The following is a 19,137-nucleotide window of genomic DNA, read 5'->3' as shown; positions in this document are numbered from 1 at the left end:
TACTGATTATTTTTAATCAGTATTAATAAATATAGATGCAATTATCTTTTACTGAAAAGAAAAACATTAGAAAAAGTTTTGGTAAACTAAAAGAAAGTTTATCAATACCAAATCTTATTGAAGTTCAAAAAAATTCTTACAAAGAATTAACTGAATTCTATGCTGAAACTGAATTAACAAAAGGTTTTGATAGAGTATTTAAAAGTATTTTTCCAATTGAGGATTTAAACGACAAAGCAACTCTTGAATATGTTTCATACAGATTAGAAAAACCTAAATTTGATGTTGAAGAATGTATAACAAGAGGTCTAACTTATTCTTCAGCTCTTAAATGTACTTTAAGATTAGTTGTTTACGAAATAGATCAAGAAAATAATACTAAGGATATTTTATCTGCAAAAGAACAAGAAGTTTACATGGGTGAAGTTCCTATGATGACTAATAGCGGAACATTTATTACCAATGGTGTTCAACGTGTTGTAGTTAACCAGATGCATAGAAGTCCAGGTGTTTTCTTTGACCATGACAAAGGAAAAACACACGCAAGTGGAAAATTATTATTTAATTGTAGAGTAATACCTAACAGAGGATCTTGGTTGGATTTTGAATATGATGTTAAAGATTTTCTATATTTTAAAATTGATAGAAAGAAAAAAATATTTGCTTCAACGTTACTTTTAGCTTTAGGTTTTTCTAAATCAGAAATTGTTGATGAGTTTTATGAAAGTGAGCAATACACTTTTGATCCTAAGACAGAAAAATGGAAAACTAAATTTAACCCTGAGAATTATAAAGCCAAAAATTTTTCAGAAGAAGTAATTGATGCAAAAACTGGTGATGTAGTGATAAAATTAGGTGATAAAATAAATTTTTTAAATGCTAAAAAATTAGCTAACGATGGACTTAAAGATATTTTAGTTTCAAGAGAATCTCTTTTTGGAAAATTTTTACATAGAGATGTTAAAGTAAGTGATGAAGAAGAAGGTACGTTTAAAATTGGTACTGAATTAAATGATACAATTATTCAACAAATTCTGGATGCAAATATTCACTCTTTACAGATATCGATAACAAATTCCATAAATAAAGGACCTTATTTATTAACAACTGTTTTAGCAGATAAAAATAACTCTAAAGACGAGGCTATAACGGAAATATATAAAATGCTAAGACCTGGTGAACCACCAACAATTGAGATAGCCACTCAAATATTTAACAATCTTTTCTTTAGCTCAGACAGATATGATCTATCCGATGTTGGTAGAGTGAAAATGAATTCAAGATTAAACCTAGAGTGCTCTGATAAAATTACGATCTTAAGAAATGATGACATTATTGCAATTATTCACAAAATGTTAGATTTGAGAGATGGTAAGGATGATGTTGATGATATTGATCATTTAGGAAATAGAAGAGTACGTTCTGTAGGTGAACTAGTTGAAAACCAGGCGAGAATTGGTGTTTACAGAATGGAAAGGGCTATTAAAGAAAAAATGACTACTTTAGATGTTGAGTCTGCGATGCCACAGGATTTAATTAACGCAAAACCACTAACTGTTTCATTGAAAGATTTTTTCGCTAGCTCTCAACTTTCACAGTTTATGGATCAAACGAACCCATTGTCAGAAATTACACATAAAAGAAGAGTTTCTGCTCTTGGACCAGGTGGACTAACAAGAGAAAGAGCAGGATTTGAAGTTCGAGACGTTCACCCAACTCATTACGGAAGAATTTGCCCAATTGAGACTCCAGAGGGGCCAAACATTGGTTTGATAAATAGTTTATCAACTTATGCAAAAATAAATAAATATGGTTTTATTGAAAGCCCATATAAAAAAGTAAAAGATGGAGTTGTGCAGGATAAAGTTGAGTATTTATCTGCGATGGAAGAAACCAAATTTACAATTGCTCAAGCAAATACAAAGTTAGATAAAAATGGAAAGATAGTTGAGGAGCTTGTTTCTTGCAGACAAAATTTAAACTTCCTTTTATCAAAACCAGATGCAATTGATTATATTGACGTTTCACCAAAACAACTTGTTTCTGTTGCAGCATCTTTAATACCTTTCTTGGAAAATGATGATGCTAACAGAGCTCTAATGGGTTCTAACATGATGAGACAAGCAGTTCCTCTTTTAAAACCAGAGTCTCCATTGGTTGGTACTGGAATTGAAAGTGATGTGGCTTTAGACTCTGGTGTAACGATTGTTGCTAAGAGAGATGGAGTTGTTGATAAAATTGATGGTAAGAGAATTGTTATTAAAGTAACAGAAGAAACTGATTTTAGTGAGTCAGGTGTAGACATTTATAACTTGCAAAAATTTAAAAGATCAAACCAAAATACATGCATTAACCAAAGACCACTTGTTAGAGTTGGTGATAAAGTTAAATCTGGTGATATTATTGCAGATGGTCCTTCAACAAAATTAGGTGAGTTGGCACTTGGAAAAAATGTAACAGTAGCTTTCATGCCATGGCAAGGTTACAACTTTGAAGACTCAATTTTGATTTCAGAAAGATGTGTAACTGACGATGTATTTACTTCAGTTCATATTGAAGAATACGAAATAATGGCGAGAGACACTAAATTAGGAGAAGAAGAAATTACTAGAGATATTCCTAATGTTAATGAAGAAGCTTTGAAAAATCTTGATGAGTCAGGAATAGTTTACATTGGAGCTGAAGTAAACGCTGGTGATATATTAGTTGGAAAAGTTACACCAAAAGGTGATTCAGCATCAGGACCAGAAGAAAAACTATTAAGATCAATTTTCGGAGAGAAAGCTATTGATGTCACTGATACATCTTTGAGAATGTCACGAGGTGCTAGTGGTACGGTTGTTGATGTAAGAGTATTTAACAGACATGGTATTGAAAAAGACGAAAGATCAATAACTATTGAAAGAGCTGAAATTGAACAAGTTCAACAAGATAAATTAGTAGAGGAAGAAATTTTAGAGAGAAGTATTAAACAAAGAGCTTCACAAATTTTATCAGGATCATCATTAACTAAAAAAGTAAAAGATTTATCTGAAGGAACAAAACTTGATTTTGATGCAATCAATAATCTTTCTATAAATGATGTATTTAAAATAACAGTTGGAAATGTAAATGATGAAGCAACTTTGGCACAACTTAAAGATCAATACAACAAAGCAAAACAAGACATTACAGAAAGATTTGAAGATAAAGTTTTGAAAATTAGAAGTGGTGATGATTTATTACCAAGTGTTATGAAAATGGTAAAAGTTTTTGTAGCTATTAAGAGAAGATTAAGACCAGGTGATAAAATGTCAGGAAGACATGGTAATAAGGGTGTTGTTAGTAAAATAGTGCCAGTTGAAGATATGCCATACAGAGAAGATGGTAGACCAGTTGATATTGTTTTAAATCCTCTAGGTGTTCCAAGTAGGATGAATGTAGGTCAAATTTTAGAAACTCACCTAGGTTGGGCTTGTAAAGAATTTGGTGAACAGATTAAAAATTTAGTTAACGAAAATAATAAAAAGATCGAAAGAACTGAAAAAATAGAAAAATTTTTAAAATCTGTTTATGGAGAAGACACTTTCAATGAAAAAGTAGATAAATTAAGTAAGAACGAATTTAAAGACCTGTGTGAAAACTTACAAAATGGTATTGCAATATCAACTCCTGTTTTTGATGGTGCTAAAGAGAAAAATGTAACTGACATGTTAGAGTTAGCGAACTTACCAGGATCTGGACAAACTTATTTATGGGATGGAAGAACTGGAGAAAAATTTGATAGACCAGTTACAGTTGGAATAATTTATATGTTAAAACTTCATCACTTAGTTGAAGATAAAATTCACGCAAGATCTACAGGTCCTTACAGTTTGGTTACACAACAACCTCTCGGTGGTAAAGCACAATTAGGTGGTCAAAGATTTGGAGAAATGGAAGTTTGGGCTCTTGAAGCTTACGGAGCCTCTTATACTTTACAAGAAATTTTGACTGTAAAATCTGATGACGTTGCTGGAAGAGTTAAAGTTTATGAAACTATAGTTAAGGGTGAAGAGAATTTCGAGTCTGGTATTCCAGAGTCATTTAACGTCTTAGTTAAAGAAATTAAATCATTAGCATTAAACGTGGAGCTTAATTAATGAAAAAAGAATTAACTGATTTATTTAAAGGAAGCGAAATTTCAGAAGCGCAAAATTTTAATAGCATTAAAATTTCTTTAGCTAGTCCTGAAAAAATTAAATCTTGGACATTTGGTGAAATTAAAAAACCAGAAACTATAAATTATAGAACATTTAGACCAGAGAAAGATGGTCTATTCTGCGCAAGAATTTTTGGACCAATCAAAGATTACGAATGTTTATGCGGAAAGTATAAACGAATGAAATTTAGAGGTATTATTTGTGAAAAATGTGGCGTTGAGGTAACAAAATCTAATGTAAGAAGAGAGAGAATGGGTCACATTAATCTTGCAACTCCTGTGGCACATATTTGGTTCTTGAAATCATTACCAAGTAGAATTGCACTTGCAGTAGACATGAAGTTGAAAGAGATCGAAAGAGTTCTTTATTTTGAAAACTTTATAGTAATTGAACCAGGATTAACTGGCCTTCAAAAAAACCAACTTTTAAATGAGGAAGAATTAGCAAAATATCAAGATGAATTTGGAGAAGAAAGCTTTACTGCAGGTATTGGAGCAGAAGCTGTTCTTGAGATGTTAAAAAATCTTGACTTAGAATTAGAGAGAAAAAATCTTGTTAGCTTTATTAAAGAGACTAAATCTAAAGTTAATGAAGAAAGAGCAATTAAGAGATTAAAATTAATAGAGTCATTTATCGAAACTGGTCAAAAACCAGAGTGGATGATTATGACTGTGGTTCCAGTTATTCCACCAGAATTAAGACCTTTAGTTCCACTGGATGGTGGTAGATTTGCTACTTCAGATCTGAACGACCTTTATAGAAGAGTTATTAACAGAAATAATAGATTAAAAAGATTAATGGATCTTAAAGCTCCAGACATCATTGTTAGAAATGAAAAAAGAATGCTTCAAGAATCTGTTGATGCTCTTTTCGACAATGGAAGAAGAGGTCGTGTTATTACTGGAACAGGTAAAAGACCACTTAAATCTCTTGCAGAAATGCTTAAAGGAAAGCAAGGTAGATTTAGACAAAACTTGTTAGGAAAAAGGGTAGATTACTCTGGAAGATCAGTAATCGTTGTCGGTCCAGACTTAAAATTACATGAGTGTGGATTGCCAAAAAAAATGGCTTTGGAGTTATTTAAACCATTTTTATACGCAAGATTAAACAAATTAGGATTAGCATCTACAATCAAACAAGCTAAAAAATTAGTAGAGAAAGAAACTAATGCTGTATGGGATGCGTTAGAGTTAATCGTAAGAGAGCACCCTGTTTTATTAAATAGAGCACCAACACTTCATAGACTTGGTGTTCAAGCTTTTGAACCAAAATTAATTGAAGGTGATGCAATTGAGCTACACCCTTTAACTTGTGCAGCTTTTAATGCTGATTTTGATGGTGACCAAATGGCTGTTCATGTACCTTTAAGTTTAGAAGCTCAGTTGGAAGCAAGAATATTAATGCTATCAACAAACAACATTCTATCTCCTTCAAATGGCAAACCAATAATCGTTCCAAGTCAGGATATGATTTTAGGAATATATTATCTTTCTCAGGAACCAGTATCGGATAAACCATCTGGATACTTTACTAATTCTGATCAAATAGAGTTTGCATTATCTTCAGGTGAAATTAACGTTCATAGCACTATTATTTCAAGATATGAAACTGTTGATGAACAAGGAAATAAAAAGATTGAAAAATACACATCAACTGCAGGAAGATTTTTATTAGCCAACCTATTACCAAAAAATAGCAATATTAAATTTTCATTAGTTGATAGATTGCTACCAAAAAAAGTTGTTTCCGAAATAATTGATGTGGTTTTTAGATTCTGTGGTCAGAAAACAACAGTTATTTTCTGTGATAAACTTAAAGATTTAGGATTTAAGCATGCATTTAAAGCAGGAATTTCATTTGGAAAAGATGATTTAATTATTCCTGAAAATAAAACTCAATTAATTGATGATACTAAAAAATTAATTGCTGATTATGAAACTCAATATGCTGAAGGTTTGATTACAAGAGGCGAGAAGTACAACAAAGTTGTAGATGCATGGTCTAAATGCACAGATAAAGTTGCGGGTGAAATGATGAAAAGAATTTCTGCAACTGAAAAAACAGAAGAGGGCTTAAAAATAAATTCAGTATTTATGATGGCTGATAGCGGAGCCAGAGGTTCAGCAGCGCAAATGAAACAATTAGCTGGTATGAGGGGATTAATTGCAAAACCTTCAGGTGAAATTATTGAAAGTCCAATTATCTCTAACTTTAAAGAAGGTTTAACAGCTTTAGAGTATTTTAATTCTACACACGGAGCAAGAAAAGGATTAGCAGATACTGCGCTTAAAACAGCAAGCTCTGGATATTTAACAAGAAGATTGTGTGATGTTGCTCAAGATTTAACAGTAACAAAAATTAAATGTGAAGAACCAGGTTTTATTGAACTATCAGAGATCTTAGAAGGTGGTAATGTAGTTGTTAGTTTGGCAGAAAGAGCACTTGGTAGAGTTACAGCTGCTGAGGTGAAAAATCCATTAAGTGGTGAGGTAATAATTAAAAAGTCGGAAATGATTGACGAGGCAGGTTGTGATAAAATTGATGCAGCAGGTGTTAAATCTATAAAAGTTTATTCAGTAATGACTTGTAGTTCTAAAGAGGGTGTGTGCGCTACTTGTTATGGAAGAGACTTATCTAGAGGTAAAATGGTGCATGTGGGTGAAGCAATTGGTATGATTTCAGCTCAATCAATTGGAGAACCAGGTACGCAGTTAACGATGAGAACATTCCACGTTGGGGGAACAGCTTCTGTTAAACAAGATAACCAAATTATCAGCAAAAGCGATGGAACATTAAAAATTATTAACTCAAATATTTTAGAAGATTCAAAAAAGAATTTAATTGTCATGGGAAGAAATACTCAACTTTCTATTGAGGATGATAAAGGAGTTCAAATAGCAGTTTATAAAGTTGCTTATGGATCAAGATTATTTTTTAATAATGGAGATAAAGTTAAAGCAAATACAAAAATTTGTGAGTGGGATCCATATACAACTCCAGTTATTGCTGAAAAGAGTGGTATTGCAAGTTATGTTGATTTGATAGATGGTGTTTCAATTCAAGAAACTACTGATGATGCAACTGGTATATCATCAAAATCTGTAATTGATTGGAGAGGTCAATCTAAGAGTACAGATTTAAAACCAAGAATTACTTTAAGAGATGAAAAAGGAAATGTAATTAAAAAAGCAGATGACAATGAAGCTAGATATTACTTAGTACCAGATTCGATTTTATCAATTAAAGATGGTCAAAAAGTTTATGCTGGCGATGTTATTGCAAGATTACCTAAAGAAACAACAAAAACTAAAGATATTACCGGAGGTCTTCCAAGAGTAGCTGAACTTTTCGAAGCTAGAAAAGCTAAGGACAGTGCTATTATTGCTGAAAATGATGGAAGCGTTGTTTTTGGAAAAGAAGTTAGAGGTAAACAAAGAATTTCGATTGTTCCAGAAGACGGATCAGAACCATCAAATTATTTAATTCCAAAAGGAAAACACATTAACTTTAATCCTGGTGAAAAAATTCAAAAAGGTGAATATCTTTTAGATGGACAGCCATTACCGCATGATATTTTAAGAATTTTAGGTATTAAAGAATTAACAGAATATTTTGTTAATCAAGTTCAAGAAGTATATCGATTACAAGGTGTAATTATTAACGATAAACATATTGAAACAATTCTAAGACAAATGCTTAAGAAAGTTGAAGTTAAGGTATCTGGAGATTCAAGCTATTTACCGGGTGAAGTAGTTGATAGAATCAAGTTTGATAATACTAATGAAAAATTAGTTGCTGAAGGCAAAACTCCTGCAGTTGGAGAAAGAGTTTTAATGGGTATTACTAAAGCTTCACTTCAAACAGAATCATTCATTTCTGCTGCATCTTTCCAAGAGACAACAAGAGTATTAACAGACGCTGCAATTAAAGGGAAAGTTGATCCATTAAACGGTTTAAAAGAGAACGTAATAGTTGGAAGATTAGTTCCTGCTGGAACGGGTAATATCAAGAACAGATGGAACAACAAGGCCTTAGAAGATGATAATAGCTTCTTAGCAGAACAAGATAAACTTGAAGCTTCTGAGCCTGAAGAAACACAAGTAAATCAATAAAAAAATCACCTAAAAATTGCAGTTTTAGTTTGACAATAGCTGATTAATAAGTATTTTGGCGATGTTTTTGGTTGGAATGTAGTGCTCTTGAGGTACTAAACGCTGCCACAAAATAACCTGTCAGTTATTTTCATCTCAAAAATAAATTAATTAATTTTAAAAAAAAATTATGCCAACTATTAATCAGTTGTTAAGAAAAAAAAGAGTTAAACAAGTTTCTAGGAACAAAGTTCCTGCTTTACAGAAGCAACCTTTGAAAAGAGGTGTTTGTGTTAAAGTTTATACAACCACTCCAAAAAAACCAAACTCTGCATTAAGAAAAGTTGCTAGAGTTAGATTGTCAAACGGTTTTGAAGTAACTGCTTATATTCCAGGCGAAGGTCATAACTTACAAGAACACTCAGTAGTACTAATTAGAGGTGGAAGGGTTAAAGATTTACCTGGTGTTAGATATCATATCTTAAGAGGAAATTTAGATACACAAGGTGTTGCAAATAGAAAACAGAGAAGATCTTTATACGGAACAAAAAAAGGTAAATAATGTCTAGAAAAAAAACTCAACCCAAAAAAAATGTAGTTCCTGATCCAAAATTTAATTCAACTATAATTCCAAAATTAATAAATAACATCATGTATGATGGTAAAAGAGGAATTGCTGCAAAAATAGTTTATGAAGCAATAGAGAAAATTAAAACAAAAACTAAAGACGAGCCTATAAATATTTTCAATGAAGCGATTAACAATATCAAACCAACAGTAGAAGTTAGATCACGAAGAGTAGGTGGTGCAACTTACCAAGTGCCTGTTGAGGTAAAAAGTAAAAGAGCCCAAGCGCTTGCAATAAGATGGTTAGTTGATTCAGCTAGAAAAAGAAAAGACAAACACATGGCAGATAAAATTTTTAACGAACTGTATGATGCTTATGAAAAAAAAGGTGCTGCAGTAAAAAAACGAGAGGATGTTCATAAAATGGCAGAGTCTAATAAGGCATTTGCTCATTTTAGATGGTAAAAAATTATGGCTAGAACTCATACATTAGATAAATATAGAAACATTGGGATCATGGCCCACATAGACGCTGGTAAAACAACTACTACAGAAAGAATTTTATATTATACAGGAAAAAGTCATAAAATTGGTGAAGTACATGATGGTGCTGCAACAATGGATTGGATGGAGCAAGAACAAGAGAGAGGTATCACAATTACTTCTGCAGCAACAACTTGTTTCTGGAATGACCATAGAGTTAATATAATTGATACTCCGGGTCACGTCGATTTTACAATTGAAGTAGAAAGATCTTTAAAAGTACTAGATGGTGCTGTGGCTGTATTTGATGGAGTTGCTGGTGTAGAGCCTCAATCTGAGACAGTATGGAGACAGGCAGACAAATACAAAGTTCCGAGAATTTGTTTTGTAAATAAACTTGATAGAACTGGTGCTGATTTCTTTAGATGTGTTGATATGATCAGAGATAGATTGGGTGCTAAACCATTAGTTTTACAAGTACCTATTGGAATTGAAGCTTCATTAACTGGTGTTGTTGATCTAGTTAAAATGAAAGCCCAAGTATGGAAAAATGAAGCACTAGGTGCAGAGTGGGAATATAAAGATATACCTGATGATTTAAAAGAAATTTCAGAAAAATACAGAACCGAACTAATTGAGTCTGCAGTTGAGCAAGACGAAAAGTTAATGGAAGCGTATTTAAATGGCGATGAAATTAAAGAGGAAGATTTAGTTAAATGTATCAGAAAAGGAACTTTAAATTTTAGCTTTGTTCCTGTTTTAACTGGTTCAGCTTTTAAAAATAAAGGTGTTCAACCTTTATTAGATGCTGTTATTAATTACCTTCCAAGTCCAGTAGATATTGGGTCTATTAAGGGAACTAAAGTTGGTTCAGATGATGAAATTGAAATGAAGTTTGAGGATGGATCATCTTTTTCAGGTTTAGCATTTAAAGTTGCAAATGATCCTTTTGTTGGTTCATTAACATTTGTTAGAATTTATTCTGGTACAATTAAATCTGGTACAGCTGTGTACAATTCTTCATCAGATAAAGAAGAAAGAGTTGGTCGTATGCTTTTAATGCATGCAAACTCTAGAGAAGATATTAAAGAAGCAAATGCAGGTGATATTGTTTCTTTGGCAGGTTTAAAAAATACTATGACAGGTCATACTTTGTGTGACAAAGAAAATCCTGTTTTATTAGAGCCAATGGAATTCCCTGAACCAGTAATTGAAATTGCTGTTGAGCCTAAAACAAAAGGTGACCAAGAAAAAATGGGTGAAGCTTTAGCAAGATTAGCTAAAGAAGATCCATCATTTAGAGTATCATCTGACGAGGAATCTGGTCAAACAATCATCAAAGGTATGGGTGAGTTACACTTAGATATTATTGTTGATCGTATGAAAAGAGAATTTAAAGTTGAAGCAAATGTTGGAGCTCCACAAGTTGCTTACAGGGAGACAATAGAAAAATCAGCTGAATTTGAATATATACATAAAAAACAAAGTGGTGGCGCTGGTCAATTCGCTAAAGTAAAATTATTTGTTGAACCTCAAGAACCAGGTAAGGGTAGAGAGGTTGAAAGTGCCATTAAAGGTGGAGCTATTCCAAAAGAATTTATCCCCGGTGTTGAAAAAGGTATTGAGACAGTTTCTGATAGTGGAATATTAGCAGGTTTTCCTATGATTGATTACAAAGTAACGATTGTTGATGGTTTGCATCATGATGTAGACTCAAGTGTTCTAGCATTTGAACTTGCCAGCAGAGCATGTTTTAAAGAAGCTTGCACTCAAGGTGGATTAAAGCTTTTAGAGCCCATTATGAGAGTGGAAGTTGTTACTCCAGAAGATTATATGGGTGATGTAATTGGTGATCTAAACAGTAGAAGAGGCCAAATTAGTACTCAAGAGCAAAGAGGTAATGCAACTGTAATCACGGCAATGGTTCCTTTAGCAAATATGTTTGGCTACATAAACAATCTAAGATCAATGTCTCAAGGAAGAGCGCAATATTCAATGTTCTTTGATCATTATTCTAAAGTTCCACAAAACGTTCAAGATGAAGTAACTAAAAAGGTAGCAGGTTAATGGAAAAACAAAATATTAGAATTAAACTAAGAGCATACGATAACAAAGTTTTGGATGCTTCTACCGAAGAAATAGTTAATACAGTTAAAAGAACTGGAGCTACTATAAAAGGTCCAATACCACTTCCTACTAGAATTGAAAGATATACAGTTTTAAGATCTCCACATATTGATAAAAAAAGTAGAGAGCAATTTGAATCTAGAACTCACAAAAGATTAATAGATATTATAGAACCAACACCACAAACAGTAGAAGCTTTAATGAAATTAGACTTAGCTTCAGGTGTAGATGTGGAGATAAAAATTTAATTATGAGCGAGATAGCTTTATTAGGTAAGAAAATTGGCATGACTAGAGAATTTTATAAATCTGGTCAGTTGGTGCCTGTTACAGTTCTTAAAGTTGAAAAAGCTAGAGTTATTCAAGTAATTGAAGAAGAAAAAAGAGGTTACAAAGCTGTTCAACTTGGATATGGAAAAATTAAAAATTCAAAATTAACAAAAGCAATGAAAGGTGTTTTTGCAAAGAAAAACACTGAAGCTAAGAAAAAATTAAAAGAATTTAGAGTAAACGATACTTCTGCTTACAAAGAAGGAAATGAATTTGGTTTAGAAATTTTCAAAGATATAAAATTTGTAGACACAAGATCAAAAACGATTGGTAAAGGTTTTGCTGGTGCAATGAAGAGACATAATTTTGGAGGCTTAAGAGCTAGCCACGGTGTTTCTATTTCTCATAGAGCTCATGGTTCAACAGGACATAGTCAAGATCCAGGTAAAGTTTTTAAAGGAAAAAAAATGGCTGGTCATATGGGTGATAAGTTAAGAACAATGCAAAATATCGAAATAATAAAAACAGATTTAGAAAATGAGTTACTTTATTTAAAGGGATCCATTCCAGGATCAAAAAATGCTGAAGTGATGGTTAAAAAATCAGTAAAAAATATAAACAAAATGACAATCAGTGAAAAGCAAGCTGCTGCTGAGGAAGCAAAAAAAACACCAGATAAAAAGAAAAAATAATGAAATTAGATAAAATTAGCATAGATGGAAAAAAAGATACTATTGAAGTCTTAGATAAAATATTTTCTGCAAAAATTAATCAAAAGTTAGTTGCTAGTGTTTTATATAAAACAAATGCCAACTACAAAGGTAGACACGCTAAAACCAAACAACAAAATGAAGTAAAAGGTCCAACATCAAAAATTTATGCACAAAAAGGAACTGGAGGAGCAAGACACGCTAGTAGAAAAGCTCCTATTTTTGTTGGTGGTGGTATAGCTCATGGTCCAAAAGGTGAATTAGCTTACAAAAAAAGAAAGTTAAATAAAAATGAAAAGAAACAAAGTGTTGCTTCTTTAATTACTGAAAAAAATAATAATAAGAACTTGTTAATTTTAAATGATTTTAATTCTGAAATTAAAAAAACAAAAGAAATGAATTCAATAATTAATAAACTAGAGATTTCTAATTCATTAATTATACTTGATAAAAATTCTAAAGATAAGATAGAAAAATCTGTAAGAAATATTCCAAACGTAAAAGTTACTGACGTAAATCATTTTAGTGCTTACGATATTATAAAATTTAAGAAAGTAGTTTTTACTGAAAGTTCAGTAAAAGAATTGGAGAAAAGGTATTCTTAATATGGATAAAATTCATTTATACGACAAAATTCTTTTTCCAGTTGTTACTGAGAAATCAACAAACCTATCAGAATTGAATAAAATTACTTTTAAGGTTCCTGATGGTGCTAATAAAAAAAACCTAAAAAAAAATATTGAAAAAATTTTTAAAGTTAATGTCACTAAAATTAACATTATCAATAAACAAAATAGAACTAAACTCACTAGAGGTAAAAAAGTGAAAGTTTCAGGATACAAAAAAGCAATTATAACTCTAAAAAAAGGTCAAAGCATTGATCTAACAACAGGAATTTAAGAAATGGCATTAAAAACTTTTAAACCATACACAAAATCTACCAGAGGTACTATTTTAGTAGATAGAACAGGTCTATGGAAAGGCAAACCTTTTAAAACTCTTGTTTCTCCAAAAAATGCTATGAAGGGCAGAAATAATAATGGACACATCACTTCAATTAACAGAGCAGGTGGTCATAAGAAAATGTATAGACATGTTGATTTTTATAGAAAAAAATTTGACATGGAGGCTACTGTTGAAAGAATAGAATATGATCCGAATAGATCTTGCTACATAATGTTGGTTAAATTTGAAGATGGAACACATTCGTATTTTTTAGCTCCTCAAAAAATTAAAGTCGGAGATAAGATTGAGAGTGGATCGAAAAAAGAAATTAAAATTGGAAATTGCATGCCGTTACAAGATATACCTGTTGGTATCAATATTCATAACGTTGAAATTCAACCAGGTGGTGGAGGTAAAATAGCTAGAGCCGCTGGTTCTTCAGTTACAATTAGTGGATTAGATGGAAATTATAGTTTAATTAAATTAGCGTCAGGTGAAGTACGTAAAATAGACTCTAGAGCTTTAGCTACTATTGGAATTTTAAGTAATCCTGATCAAAAAAATATTAAAATTGGTAAAGCTGGTAGATCAAGATGGTTAGGAAGAAGACCTCATACTAGAGGTGTTGTTAAAAATCCAGTTGATCACCCACATGGAGGTGGTGAAGGTAAGTCAGCAGGAGGAAGGCATCCAGTGTCTCCAACAGGACAATCAGCTAAAGGTTTAAAAACCAGAGATAATAAGAGAACAGATAAATTTATAGTTAAGAGAAGAAATAAAAGGAAGGATACTAAGTAATGGCTAGAGCTGTATGGAAAGGACCATTTGTTGAAGAAAGCTTGATGAAAAAAGTAGACAAGTACAAAGATGATCCGAAGAAAATTCCAATTAAAACTTGGTCTAGAAAATCTACTATTCTTCCAGATTTTGTAGGGGTAGCTTTTCAAATTTATAATGGTAAAAAATTTATTCCAATAACAGTATCAGAGGATATGGTTGGTCATAAATTAGGAGAGTTTGCGCCAACAAGAACTTTCTTTGGACACACACCAGCTGATAAGAAAGCTAAACCAGCAGAGAAAAAATAATTATGGGTAAGAAAAAGAAAATTGATAAAAACAACGATAAGACTGTAAAGTCTATAAACAATGGAATTAGATCAAGTGTAAGAAAGATTAATCCAATTTTAAAAAGTATTGTTGGTAAAAAGGTTGATGTAGTTATTAGAGACCTGCAGTTTTCAGAAAAAAGAGTTACAAGAGATATTAGAAAGACAATTAGCTCAGCTGTTGCAAACGCTGAAAATAACTTTCAATATGATATTGACAATTTAATTGTCAAAGAAGCTTATTGTGGAAAAAAAATTGTTATGAAAAGATTTAGACCAAGAGCAAAAGGTAGAGCGGCACCAATTTTAAAACCTTGGTCAACAGTAACTATAATTTTATCAGAGGCAAAACAAATGGAGAAACATGGGACAAAAGGTTAATCCTGTAGGTTTTAGATTAGGTGTAAACAGAGGTTGGGACTCTGTTTGGTATGCTAAGAAAAAAGATTTCGGCAACTATCTAATTGAAGATTTTAAAATAAGAGAATACATCAAGAAGAATGTAATTAATTCAGGTGTATCTAAAGTGATGATAGAGAGAACATCAAACAAATGTTACGTTACAATTTACACATCTAGACCTGGATTTGTAATTGGTAAAAAAGGTAGTGATATTGATAAAATTAAAAATAACTTATCAAAATTTACGACAAATGAAGTCAACTTAAATATCAAAGAGGTTAAAAAACCTGAAACAAATGCATATTTAGTTGCTGAAAACATTGCGCAACAGTTAGTAAAAAGAATTTCATACAGAAGAGCCATGAAAAGAGCTATGCAATCATGTATTAGACTAGGTGCAAAAGGGATTAAAGTTTCAGTAAGTGGAAGATTAGGTGGTAATGAGATCGCTAGAACTGAATGGTTAAGAGATGGTAGTATACCATCACACACTTTAAGAGCAGATATAGATTATGCAGAAGCGGAAGCTCTTACAACATATGGAATTATTGGAATTAAGGTTTGGATCTATAAAGGTGAAGTTTTTGCAAGAGAATTTAGCCAAGAAACAAACAAAGTCACTCCAAAGGAAGGTAAACAATAATGCTTCAGCCAGTAAGAACTAAATGGAGAAAAGCTCACAAAGGAAGAATTCATGGTAATGCTACTAGAGCAAGTACTATTAATTACGGCGCATATGCCTTGAAAGCATTACAGCCTGAAAGAGTTACTGGAAAACAAATTGAAGCTGCTAGGGTTGCTTTAACTAGACATATGAAAAGACAAGGAAGAGTATGGACAAGAGTTTTTCCAAATATTCCAGTTTCTAAAAAACCAATAGAAGTTAGAATGGGTAAAGGAAAAGGATCACCAGAATATTTTGCTTGTAGAGTAAAACCTGGAAGAATTTTATTTGAAGTTGATGGTGTTTCTGAACAAATTGCTAAAGAGGCACTTTACAAAGCTTCAGCAAAGTTACCAATAAAAACAAAGACAATAAAGAGATTTGCATAAATGAAAAAACAAGAGATTAAAAAATTAAGCAAAGATGAAGTTATCAAAAATATTGATAAGCTTAAAAAAGACTTATTTAATTTTCGATTTCAAAAAATGAATTCTCAAATAACTAATCCTGCAAAAATTGGAGAAACAAGAAAAACAATTGCAAGATTGAAAACAATTTTAAAAGGAAAATCAAATGCCTAAAAAAATATTAACAGGAGTGGTGATAAGCGACAAACCTAATAAAACAATTACAGTTATGGTAGAGAGAAAATATTCACACCCTGTATTGAAAAAAGTCATTAGAGTCAGAAAAAATTACAATGCTCATGATGAAAATAATACATTTAAAACAGGTGATAAAGTTTCAATTATTGAAAGCAAACCATTTTCAAAAAATAAAAAATTTCAAGTTATGGAGAATAATAAATAATGATTGGTGTACAAACAGAATTACAAGTTGCTGACAACACTGGTGCAAAAAGAATAGAGTGCATCAAAGTATTGGGTGGATCTAAGAGAAGATATGCCAGCATTGGAGATACAATTGTAATTGCTGTGAAAGAGGCTATCCCTAAGGGCAAAGTAAAGAAAGGAACCGTTCATAAAGCTGTAGTAGTAAGAGTTAAAAAAGGAATTCATAGAAACGATGGATCAAAAGTAAAATTTGACAATAATGCAGCAGTATTAGTTGACGATAAGGGTGAACCAGTTGGTACTAGAATATTTGGCCCAGTTACTAGAGAATTAAGAAGTAGAGGGCAAATGAAAATAATTTCACTAGCGCCGGAGGTTTTATAAGATGATTAAAAAAGGTCTAAAAGTAAGAGTGCTAACTGGAAAAGACAAAAAAAAAGAGGGTGAAGTTATCGAAATCGACAGAGCAAATAATAGAGCCAAAGTAAAAGAAATTAATATGGTTAAAAAACACGTTAAAACAACAAAAGAGAAAAAAGGTGGTATTTTTTCAAAAGAAGGTTTTATTCATTTATCAAATTTAAAATTAATAGATGAAAAAGCAGAAAAGAAAAAAGAGGCTAAGAAATAATGACTCCAAGATTAAAAGAAATTTTTAATAAAGAAATACAACCAGCTTTAAAAGACCAATTTGGCTTCAAAAATATTTACATGGCGCCAAGAATTGAAAAAATTGTTTTAAATATGGGTCTTGGTTTAGATGGTTCAGACTCTAAAATTCTTAAATCGTGTGAAGAGGATATGGCTAAGATAACAGGCCAAAAACCTGTAACTACAAAATTCAAAAAATCTGTAGCTAATTTTAAGACAAGAAAAGGATCTAATGCAGGCTTAAAAGTAACTTTAAGAAAAAATAAAATGTATGAATTTTTAGATAGATTAGTAAATATTGCTCTTCCTAGAATTAAAGATTTTAGAGGATTGTCGCCAAAAGGTTTTGATAAATACGGAAATTATACTTTTGGCATAAAGGAACACATCATTTTTCCAGAAGTTAGTTTTGATAGAGCTGATAAAGTTAGAGGCTTAGATATCGTTATTGTTATAAAAGCTATTAACAAAGAGCACAGCTTTGCATTGTTAGAAAAAATGAATTTTCCGTTTATTAAAAAAGGAGACAATTAAAAATGGCTAAACTTAGTGCTGTAAATAAAAACAAAAAAAGAATTAAACTTTCAGACAAGATGTTCAAGAAAAGACAAAATTTAAAAAAAATAATAATGGATAAAAAACTTCCATTAGAGGAAAGATTTAAGGCGCAGCAGAAATTATCAAAATTGCCAAGAAATTCAGCTAAAACAAGAGTGATGAATAGATGTGAGATAACAGGTAGACCACATGGTGTTTATAGAAAATTGAAAATATCAAGAATTGCTCTTCGACAATTAGGTTTACAAGGAAAAATACCTGGCTTAGTTAAGTCGAGCTGGTAGGAAGGAAAATTATGAGTTTAAGTGACCCAATAGGAGATATGATAGCTAGAGTTAAGAACGCTCAAGCAAGAAATCATAAAAAAGTAGATCTGCCATCATCAAACTTTAAATCAAAAATTGCAGATATACTAAAAAATGAAGGTTTTATAAAAGATTTTAAAATTAGTTCAGAGGATAATAAACCAACATTGTCTTTAGAACTTAAATATCATTCTGGTAACCCAGTAATTAGTGCATTTGAAAGAGTTTCTAAACCAGGAAGAAGAATTTTTTCTAGTGCTGAAGGTTTACCTAAAATTAATAACGGTCTAGGTATTGCAATAGTTTCTACACCAAAAGGTGTAATGACTGATATTGACGCCAGAAAACAACGTGTTGGTGGTGAAATTATTTGTAAGGTATTTTAATGTCTAAAATTGGAAAAATAAATATATCAATCCCAGAAAAGGTTAAAGTTGCTTTAGCTGGCAACATTATAAATATAGAAGGGCCACTAGGAAAGAAATCAATAAATATTGATTTAGATATGTTTAATTTGAATATCAAAGAAGGAAAAGAGATTTCAATTAAACCAAAAAAAATTGACCAAAATTCAAAAAGACTTTGGGGTATGAACAGAAGTTTAATTAATAATGCCGTGATTGGCTCGAGTACTGGCTACGAAAAAGTGTTAGAGCTTGTAGGTGTTGGATATAGAGCGGCATTAAAAGGAAATCAGCTAAATTTACAATTAGGCTACAGTCATGATATTGATTTTGACATTCCCGAAGGAATTAAAATTGCTGTAGAAAAACAAACTACACTTAAGATCACTGGATCTGACAAACAATTAGTTGGTGAAGTTGCATCAAAAATTAAAACATTTAGAAAAATTGAGCCATATAAGGGTAAAGGTGTTAGAGAAAAAGGCCAATATGTTCTTAAAAAAGAAGGTAAGAAAAAATAATGAAACTAAACACTAGTATTAGAAAAAGATTTAGAGTTAGCAACAAAGTAAAAAAAGTTGCTCCAAAAGATAGATTTAGATTAAGTATTTCAAGATCTGCCAAAAATATTTCAGCTCAAATCATTGATGATACAAAAAAAGTAACTTTGTTATCAGCTTCATCCATTGAGAAAGATGTAAAATCATCTGATAAAATTAACAAAACAGAGCTTTCAAAATTAGTTGCCCAAAAGCTTGCAAAAAAAGCTCAGGAAAAAAATATTACAAAAATTTATTTTGATAGAGGATCTTATAAATATCATGGTAGAATTAAAGCATTTGCAGACACGTTAAGAGAAAATGGGATGGAATTTTAAT

General features: G+C 31.5%; 23 protein-coding genes. All 23 read left to right on the top strand.

Annotation, left to right across the window (positions count from 1 at the left end):
* Window positions 1-35 precede the first annotated feature (35 nt).
* The 23 genes from rpoB to rplR all read left to right on the top strand — a co-directional run bounded on the left by rpoB (window position 36) and on the right by rplR (window position 19,136).
* Window positions 36-4,121, top strand: coding sequence for a DNA-directed RNA polymerase subunit beta (rpoB, locus tag ACTTA5_RS05760; RefSeq protein ID WP_440648605.1), 4,086 nt, complete (start codon window positions 36-38; stop codon window positions 4,119-4,121).
* Window positions 4,121-8,293, top strand: coding sequence for a DNA-directed RNA polymerase subunit beta' (rpoC, locus tag ACTTA5_RS05755; RefSeq protein ID WP_440648603.1), 4,173 nt, complete (start codon window positions 4,121-4,123; stop codon window positions 8,291-8,293). The genes rpoB and rpoC overlap by 1 nt, the downstream gene beginning before the upstream one ends.
* Before the next feature lie 169 nt (window positions 8,294-8,462).
* Window positions 8,463-8,834: a 30S ribosomal protein S12 gene (rpsL, locus tag ACTTA5_RS05750; protein ID WP_075506813.1), complete on the top strand. Its 372-nt coding sequence runs from the start codon at window positions 8,463-8,465 to the stop codon at window positions 8,832-8,834.
* Window positions 8,834-9,304, top strand: coding sequence for a 30S ribosomal protein S7 (gene rpsG / locus ACTTA5_RS05745; RefSeq protein WP_075506812.1), 471 nt, complete (start codon window positions 8,834-8,836; stop codon window positions 9,302-9,304). The genes rpsL and rpsG overlap by 1 nt, the downstream gene beginning before the upstream one ends.
* 6 nt (window positions 9,305-9,310) lie before the next feature.
* A complete protein-coding gene (fusA, locus tag ACTTA5_RS05740; RefSeq protein ID WP_440648601.1) occupies window positions 9,311-11,389 on the top strand; it encodes an elongation factor G in 2,079 nt (692 codons plus the stop codon).
* On the top strand, window positions 11,389-11,697 hold the full coding sequence (rpsJ, locus tag ACTTA5_RS05735) for a 30S ribosomal protein S10 (RefSeq protein ID WP_023853699.1): 309 nt from the start codon (window positions 11,389-11,391) through the stop codon (window positions 11,695-11,697). The genes fusA and rpsJ overlap by 1 nt, the downstream gene beginning before the upstream one ends.
* A gap of 2 nt (window positions 11,698-11,699) precedes the next feature.
* Window positions 11,700-12,410 carry a 50S ribosomal protein L3 gene (gene rplC, locus ACTTA5_RS05730; RefSeq protein ID WP_440614291.1) on the top strand — a complete coding sequence of 237 codons (711 nt, stop codon included), beginning with the start codon at window positions 11,700-11,702 and terminating at the stop codon, window positions 12,408-12,410.
* A complete protein-coding gene (gene rplD / locus ACTTA5_RS05725; protein ID WP_262589100.1) occupies window positions 12,410-13,033 on the top strand; it encodes a 50S ribosomal protein L4 in 624 nt (207 codons plus the stop codon). The genes rplC and rplD overlap by 1 nt, the downstream gene beginning before the upstream one ends.
* Window position 13,034: 1 nt before the next feature.
* Complete coding sequence (rplW, locus tag ACTTA5_RS05720; RefSeq protein WP_262589101.1) at window positions 13,035-13,328, top strand: 50S ribosomal protein L23; 294 nt, start codon at window positions 13,035-13,037, stop codon at window positions 13,326-13,328.
* Window positions 13,329-13,331: 3 nt separating this feature from the next.
* A complete protein-coding gene (gene rplB, locus ACTTA5_RS05715) occupies window positions 13,332-14,171 on the top strand; it encodes a 50S ribosomal protein L2 (protein WP_075506807.1) in 840 nt (279 codons plus the stop codon).
* Window positions 14,171-14,461, top strand: a complete 291-nt coding sequence (gene rpsS / locus ACTTA5_RS05710) for a 30S ribosomal protein S19 (protein ID WP_075506806.1) — start codon at window positions 14,171-14,173, stop codon at window positions 14,459-14,461. The genes rplB and rpsS overlap by 1 nt, the downstream gene beginning before the upstream one ends.
* A 2-nt stretch (window positions 14,462-14,463) precedes the next feature.
* A complete protein-coding gene (rplV, locus tag ACTTA5_RS05705) occupies window positions 14,464-14,862 on the top strand; it encodes a 50S ribosomal protein L22 (RefSeq protein WP_440648599.1) in 399 nt (132 codons plus the stop codon).
* The gene (gene rpsC / locus ACTTA5_RS05700) at window positions 14,846-15,526 is read left to right on the top strand and encodes a 30S ribosomal protein S3 (protein WP_075506804.1); all 681 of its coding nucleotides are present in this window, start codon (window positions 14,846-14,848) and stop codon (window positions 15,524-15,526) included. Before rplV ends, rpsC begins: the two co-directional genes overlap by 17 nt.
* Window positions 15,526-15,936 carry a 50S ribosomal protein L16 gene (rplP, locus tag ACTTA5_RS05695; protein ID WP_075506803.1) on the top strand — a complete coding sequence of 137 codons (411 nt, stop codon included), beginning with the start codon at window positions 15,526-15,528 and terminating at the stop codon, window positions 15,934-15,936. The genes rpsC and rplP overlap by 1 nt, the downstream gene beginning before the upstream one ends.
* A complete protein-coding gene (gene rpmC, locus ACTTA5_RS05690) occupies window positions 15,937-16,128 on the top strand; it encodes a 50S ribosomal protein L29 (protein WP_075506802.1) in 192 nt (63 codons plus the stop codon).
* Window positions 16,121-16,357 carry a 30S ribosomal protein S17 gene (gene rpsQ / locus ACTTA5_RS05685; protein ID WP_428080011.1) on the top strand — a complete coding sequence of 79 codons (237 nt, stop codon included), beginning with the start codon at window positions 16,121-16,123 and terminating at the stop codon, window positions 16,355-16,357. Before rpmC ends, rpsQ begins: the two co-directional genes overlap by 8 nt.
* Window positions 16,357-16,725 carry a 50S ribosomal protein L14 gene (gene rplN / locus ACTTA5_RS05680; protein WP_008544079.1) on the top strand — a complete coding sequence of 123 codons (369 nt, stop codon included), beginning with the start codon at window positions 16,357-16,359 and terminating at the stop codon, window positions 16,723-16,725. The genes rpsQ and rplN overlap by 1 nt, the downstream gene beginning before the upstream one ends.
* Before the next feature lies 1 nt (window position 16,726).
* Complete coding sequence (rplX, locus tag ACTTA5_RS05675) at window positions 16,727-16,972, top strand: 50S ribosomal protein L24 (RefSeq protein WP_262589105.1); 246 nt, start codon at window positions 16,727-16,729, stop codon at window positions 16,970-16,972.
* The gene (gene rplE / locus ACTTA5_RS05670; protein ID WP_440648597.1) at window positions 16,972-17,526 is read left to right on the top strand and encodes a 50S ribosomal protein L5; all 555 of its coding nucleotides are present in this window, start codon (window positions 16,972-16,974) and stop codon (window positions 17,524-17,526) included. The genes rplX and rplE overlap by 1 nt, the downstream gene beginning before the upstream one ends.
* 2 nt (window positions 17,527-17,528) lie before the next feature.
* Complete coding sequence (gene rpsN / locus ACTTA5_RS05665; RefSeq protein ID WP_075506797.1) at window positions 17,529-17,834, top strand: 30S ribosomal protein S14; 306 nt, start codon at window positions 17,529-17,531, stop codon at window positions 17,832-17,834.
* An 11-nt stretch (window positions 17,835-17,845) separates the two neighbouring features.
* A complete protein-coding gene (gene rpsH / locus ACTTA5_RS05660; protein ID WP_428080012.1) occupies window positions 17,846-18,241 on the top strand; it encodes a 30S ribosomal protein S8 in 396 nt (131 codons plus the stop codon).
* Window positions 18,241-18,780, top strand: a complete 540-nt coding sequence (rplF, locus tag ACTTA5_RS05655; protein ID WP_440648595.1) for a 50S ribosomal protein L6 — start codon at window positions 18,241-18,243, stop codon at window positions 18,778-18,780. Before rpsH ends, rplF begins: the two co-directional genes overlap by 1 nt.
* Complete coding sequence (gene rplR / locus ACTTA5_RS05650; protein WP_440614295.1) at window positions 18,780-19,136, top strand: 50S ribosomal protein L18; 357 nt, start codon at window positions 18,780-18,782, stop codon at window positions 19,134-19,136. The genes rplF and rplR overlap by 1 nt, the downstream gene beginning before the upstream one ends.
* Window position 19,137 lies beyond the last annotated feature (1 nt).

This window comes from Candidatus Pelagibacter sp. HIMB1521 (assembly GCF_052047875.1).
Lineage (GTDB): Bacteria > Pseudomonadota > Alphaproteobacteria > Pelagibacterales > Pelagibacteraceae > Pelagibacter.
Note: the sequence above shows the minus strand (reverse complement) of the source record. Positions and strands in the feature narration are given on the sequence as shown.

What these genes read in the sequence shown, in the direction of transcription:
- rpoB (WP_440648605.1), top strand. Translation starts at nt 36, where the DNA reads ATGCAATTATCTTTTACTGAAAAGAAAAACATTAGAAAAAGTTTTGGT.
- rpoC (WP_440648603.1), top strand. Translation starts at nt 4,121, where the DNA reads ATGAAAAAAGAATTAACTGATTTATTTAAAGGAAGCGAAATTTCAGAA.
- rpsL (WP_075506813.1), top strand. Translation starts at nt 8,463, where the DNA reads ATGCCAACTATTAATCAGTTGTTAAGAAAAAAAAGAGTTAAACAAGTT.
- rpsG (WP_075506812.1), top strand. Translation starts at nt 8,834, where the DNA reads ATGTCTAGAAAAAAAACTCAACCCAAAAAAAATGTAGTTCCTGATCCA.
- fusA (WP_440648601.1), top strand. Translation starts at nt 9,311, where the DNA reads ATGGCTAGAACTCATACATTAGATAAATATAGAAACATTGGGATCATG.
- rpsJ (WP_023853699.1), top strand. Translation starts at nt 11,389, where the DNA reads ATGGAAAAACAAAATATTAGAATTAAACTAAGAGCATACGATAACAAA.
- rplC (WP_440614291.1), top strand. Translation starts at nt 11,700, where the DNA reads ATGAGCGAGATAGCTTTATTAGGTAAGAAAATTGGCATGACTAGAGAA.
- rplD (WP_262589100.1), top strand. Translation starts at nt 12,410, where the DNA reads ATGAAATTAGATAAAATTAGCATAGATGGAAAAAAAGATACTATTGAA.
- rplW (WP_262589101.1), top strand. Translation starts at nt 13,035, where the DNA reads ATGGATAAAATTCATTTATACGACAAAATTCTTTTTCCAGTTGTTACT.
- rplB (WP_075506807.1), top strand. Translation starts at nt 13,332, where the DNA reads ATGGCATTAAAAACTTTTAAACCATACACAAAATCTACCAGAGGTACT.
- rpsS (WP_075506806.1), top strand. Translation starts at nt 14,171, where the DNA reads ATGGCTAGAGCTGTATGGAAAGGACCATTTGTTGAAGAAAGCTTGATG.
- rplV (WP_440648599.1), top strand. Translation starts at nt 14,464, where the DNA reads ATGGGTAAGAAAAAGAAAATTGATAAAAACAACGATAAGACTGTAAAG.
- rpsC (WP_075506804.1), top strand. Translation starts at nt 14,846, where the DNA reads ATGGGACAAAAGGTTAATCCTGTAGGTTTTAGATTAGGTGTAAACAGA.
- rplP (WP_075506803.1), top strand. Translation starts at nt 15,526, where the DNA reads ATGCTTCAGCCAGTAAGAACTAAATGGAGAAAAGCTCACAAAGGAAGA.
- rpmC (WP_075506802.1), top strand. Translation starts at nt 15,937, where the DNA reads ATGAAAAAACAAGAGATTAAAAAATTAAGCAAAGATGAAGTTATCAAA.
- rpsQ (WP_428080011.1), top strand. Translation starts at nt 16,121, where the DNA reads ATGCCTAAAAAAATATTAACAGGAGTGGTGATAAGCGACAAACCTAAT.
- rplN (WP_008544079.1), top strand. Translation starts at nt 16,357, where the DNA reads ATGATTGGTGTACAAACAGAATTACAAGTTGCTGACAACACTGGTGCA.
- rplX (WP_262589105.1), top strand. Translation starts at nt 16,727, where the DNA reads ATGATTAAAAAAGGTCTAAAAGTAAGAGTGCTAACTGGAAAAGACAAA.
- rplE (WP_440648597.1), top strand. Translation starts at nt 16,972, where the DNA reads ATGACTCCAAGATTAAAAGAAATTTTTAATAAAGAAATACAACCAGCT.
- rpsN (WP_075506797.1), top strand. Translation starts at nt 17,529, where the DNA reads ATGGCTAAACTTAGTGCTGTAAATAAAAACAAAAAAAGAATTAAACTT.
- rpsH (WP_428080012.1), top strand. Translation starts at nt 17,846, where the DNA reads ATGAGTTTAAGTGACCCAATAGGAGATATGATAGCTAGAGTTAAGAAC.
- rplF (WP_440648595.1), top strand. Translation starts at nt 18,241, where the DNA reads ATGTCTAAAATTGGAAAAATAAATATATCAATCCCAGAAAAGGTTAAA.
- rplR (WP_440614295.1), top strand. Translation starts at nt 18,780, where the DNA reads ATGAAACTAAACACTAGTATTAGAAAAAGATTTAGAGTTAGCAACAAA.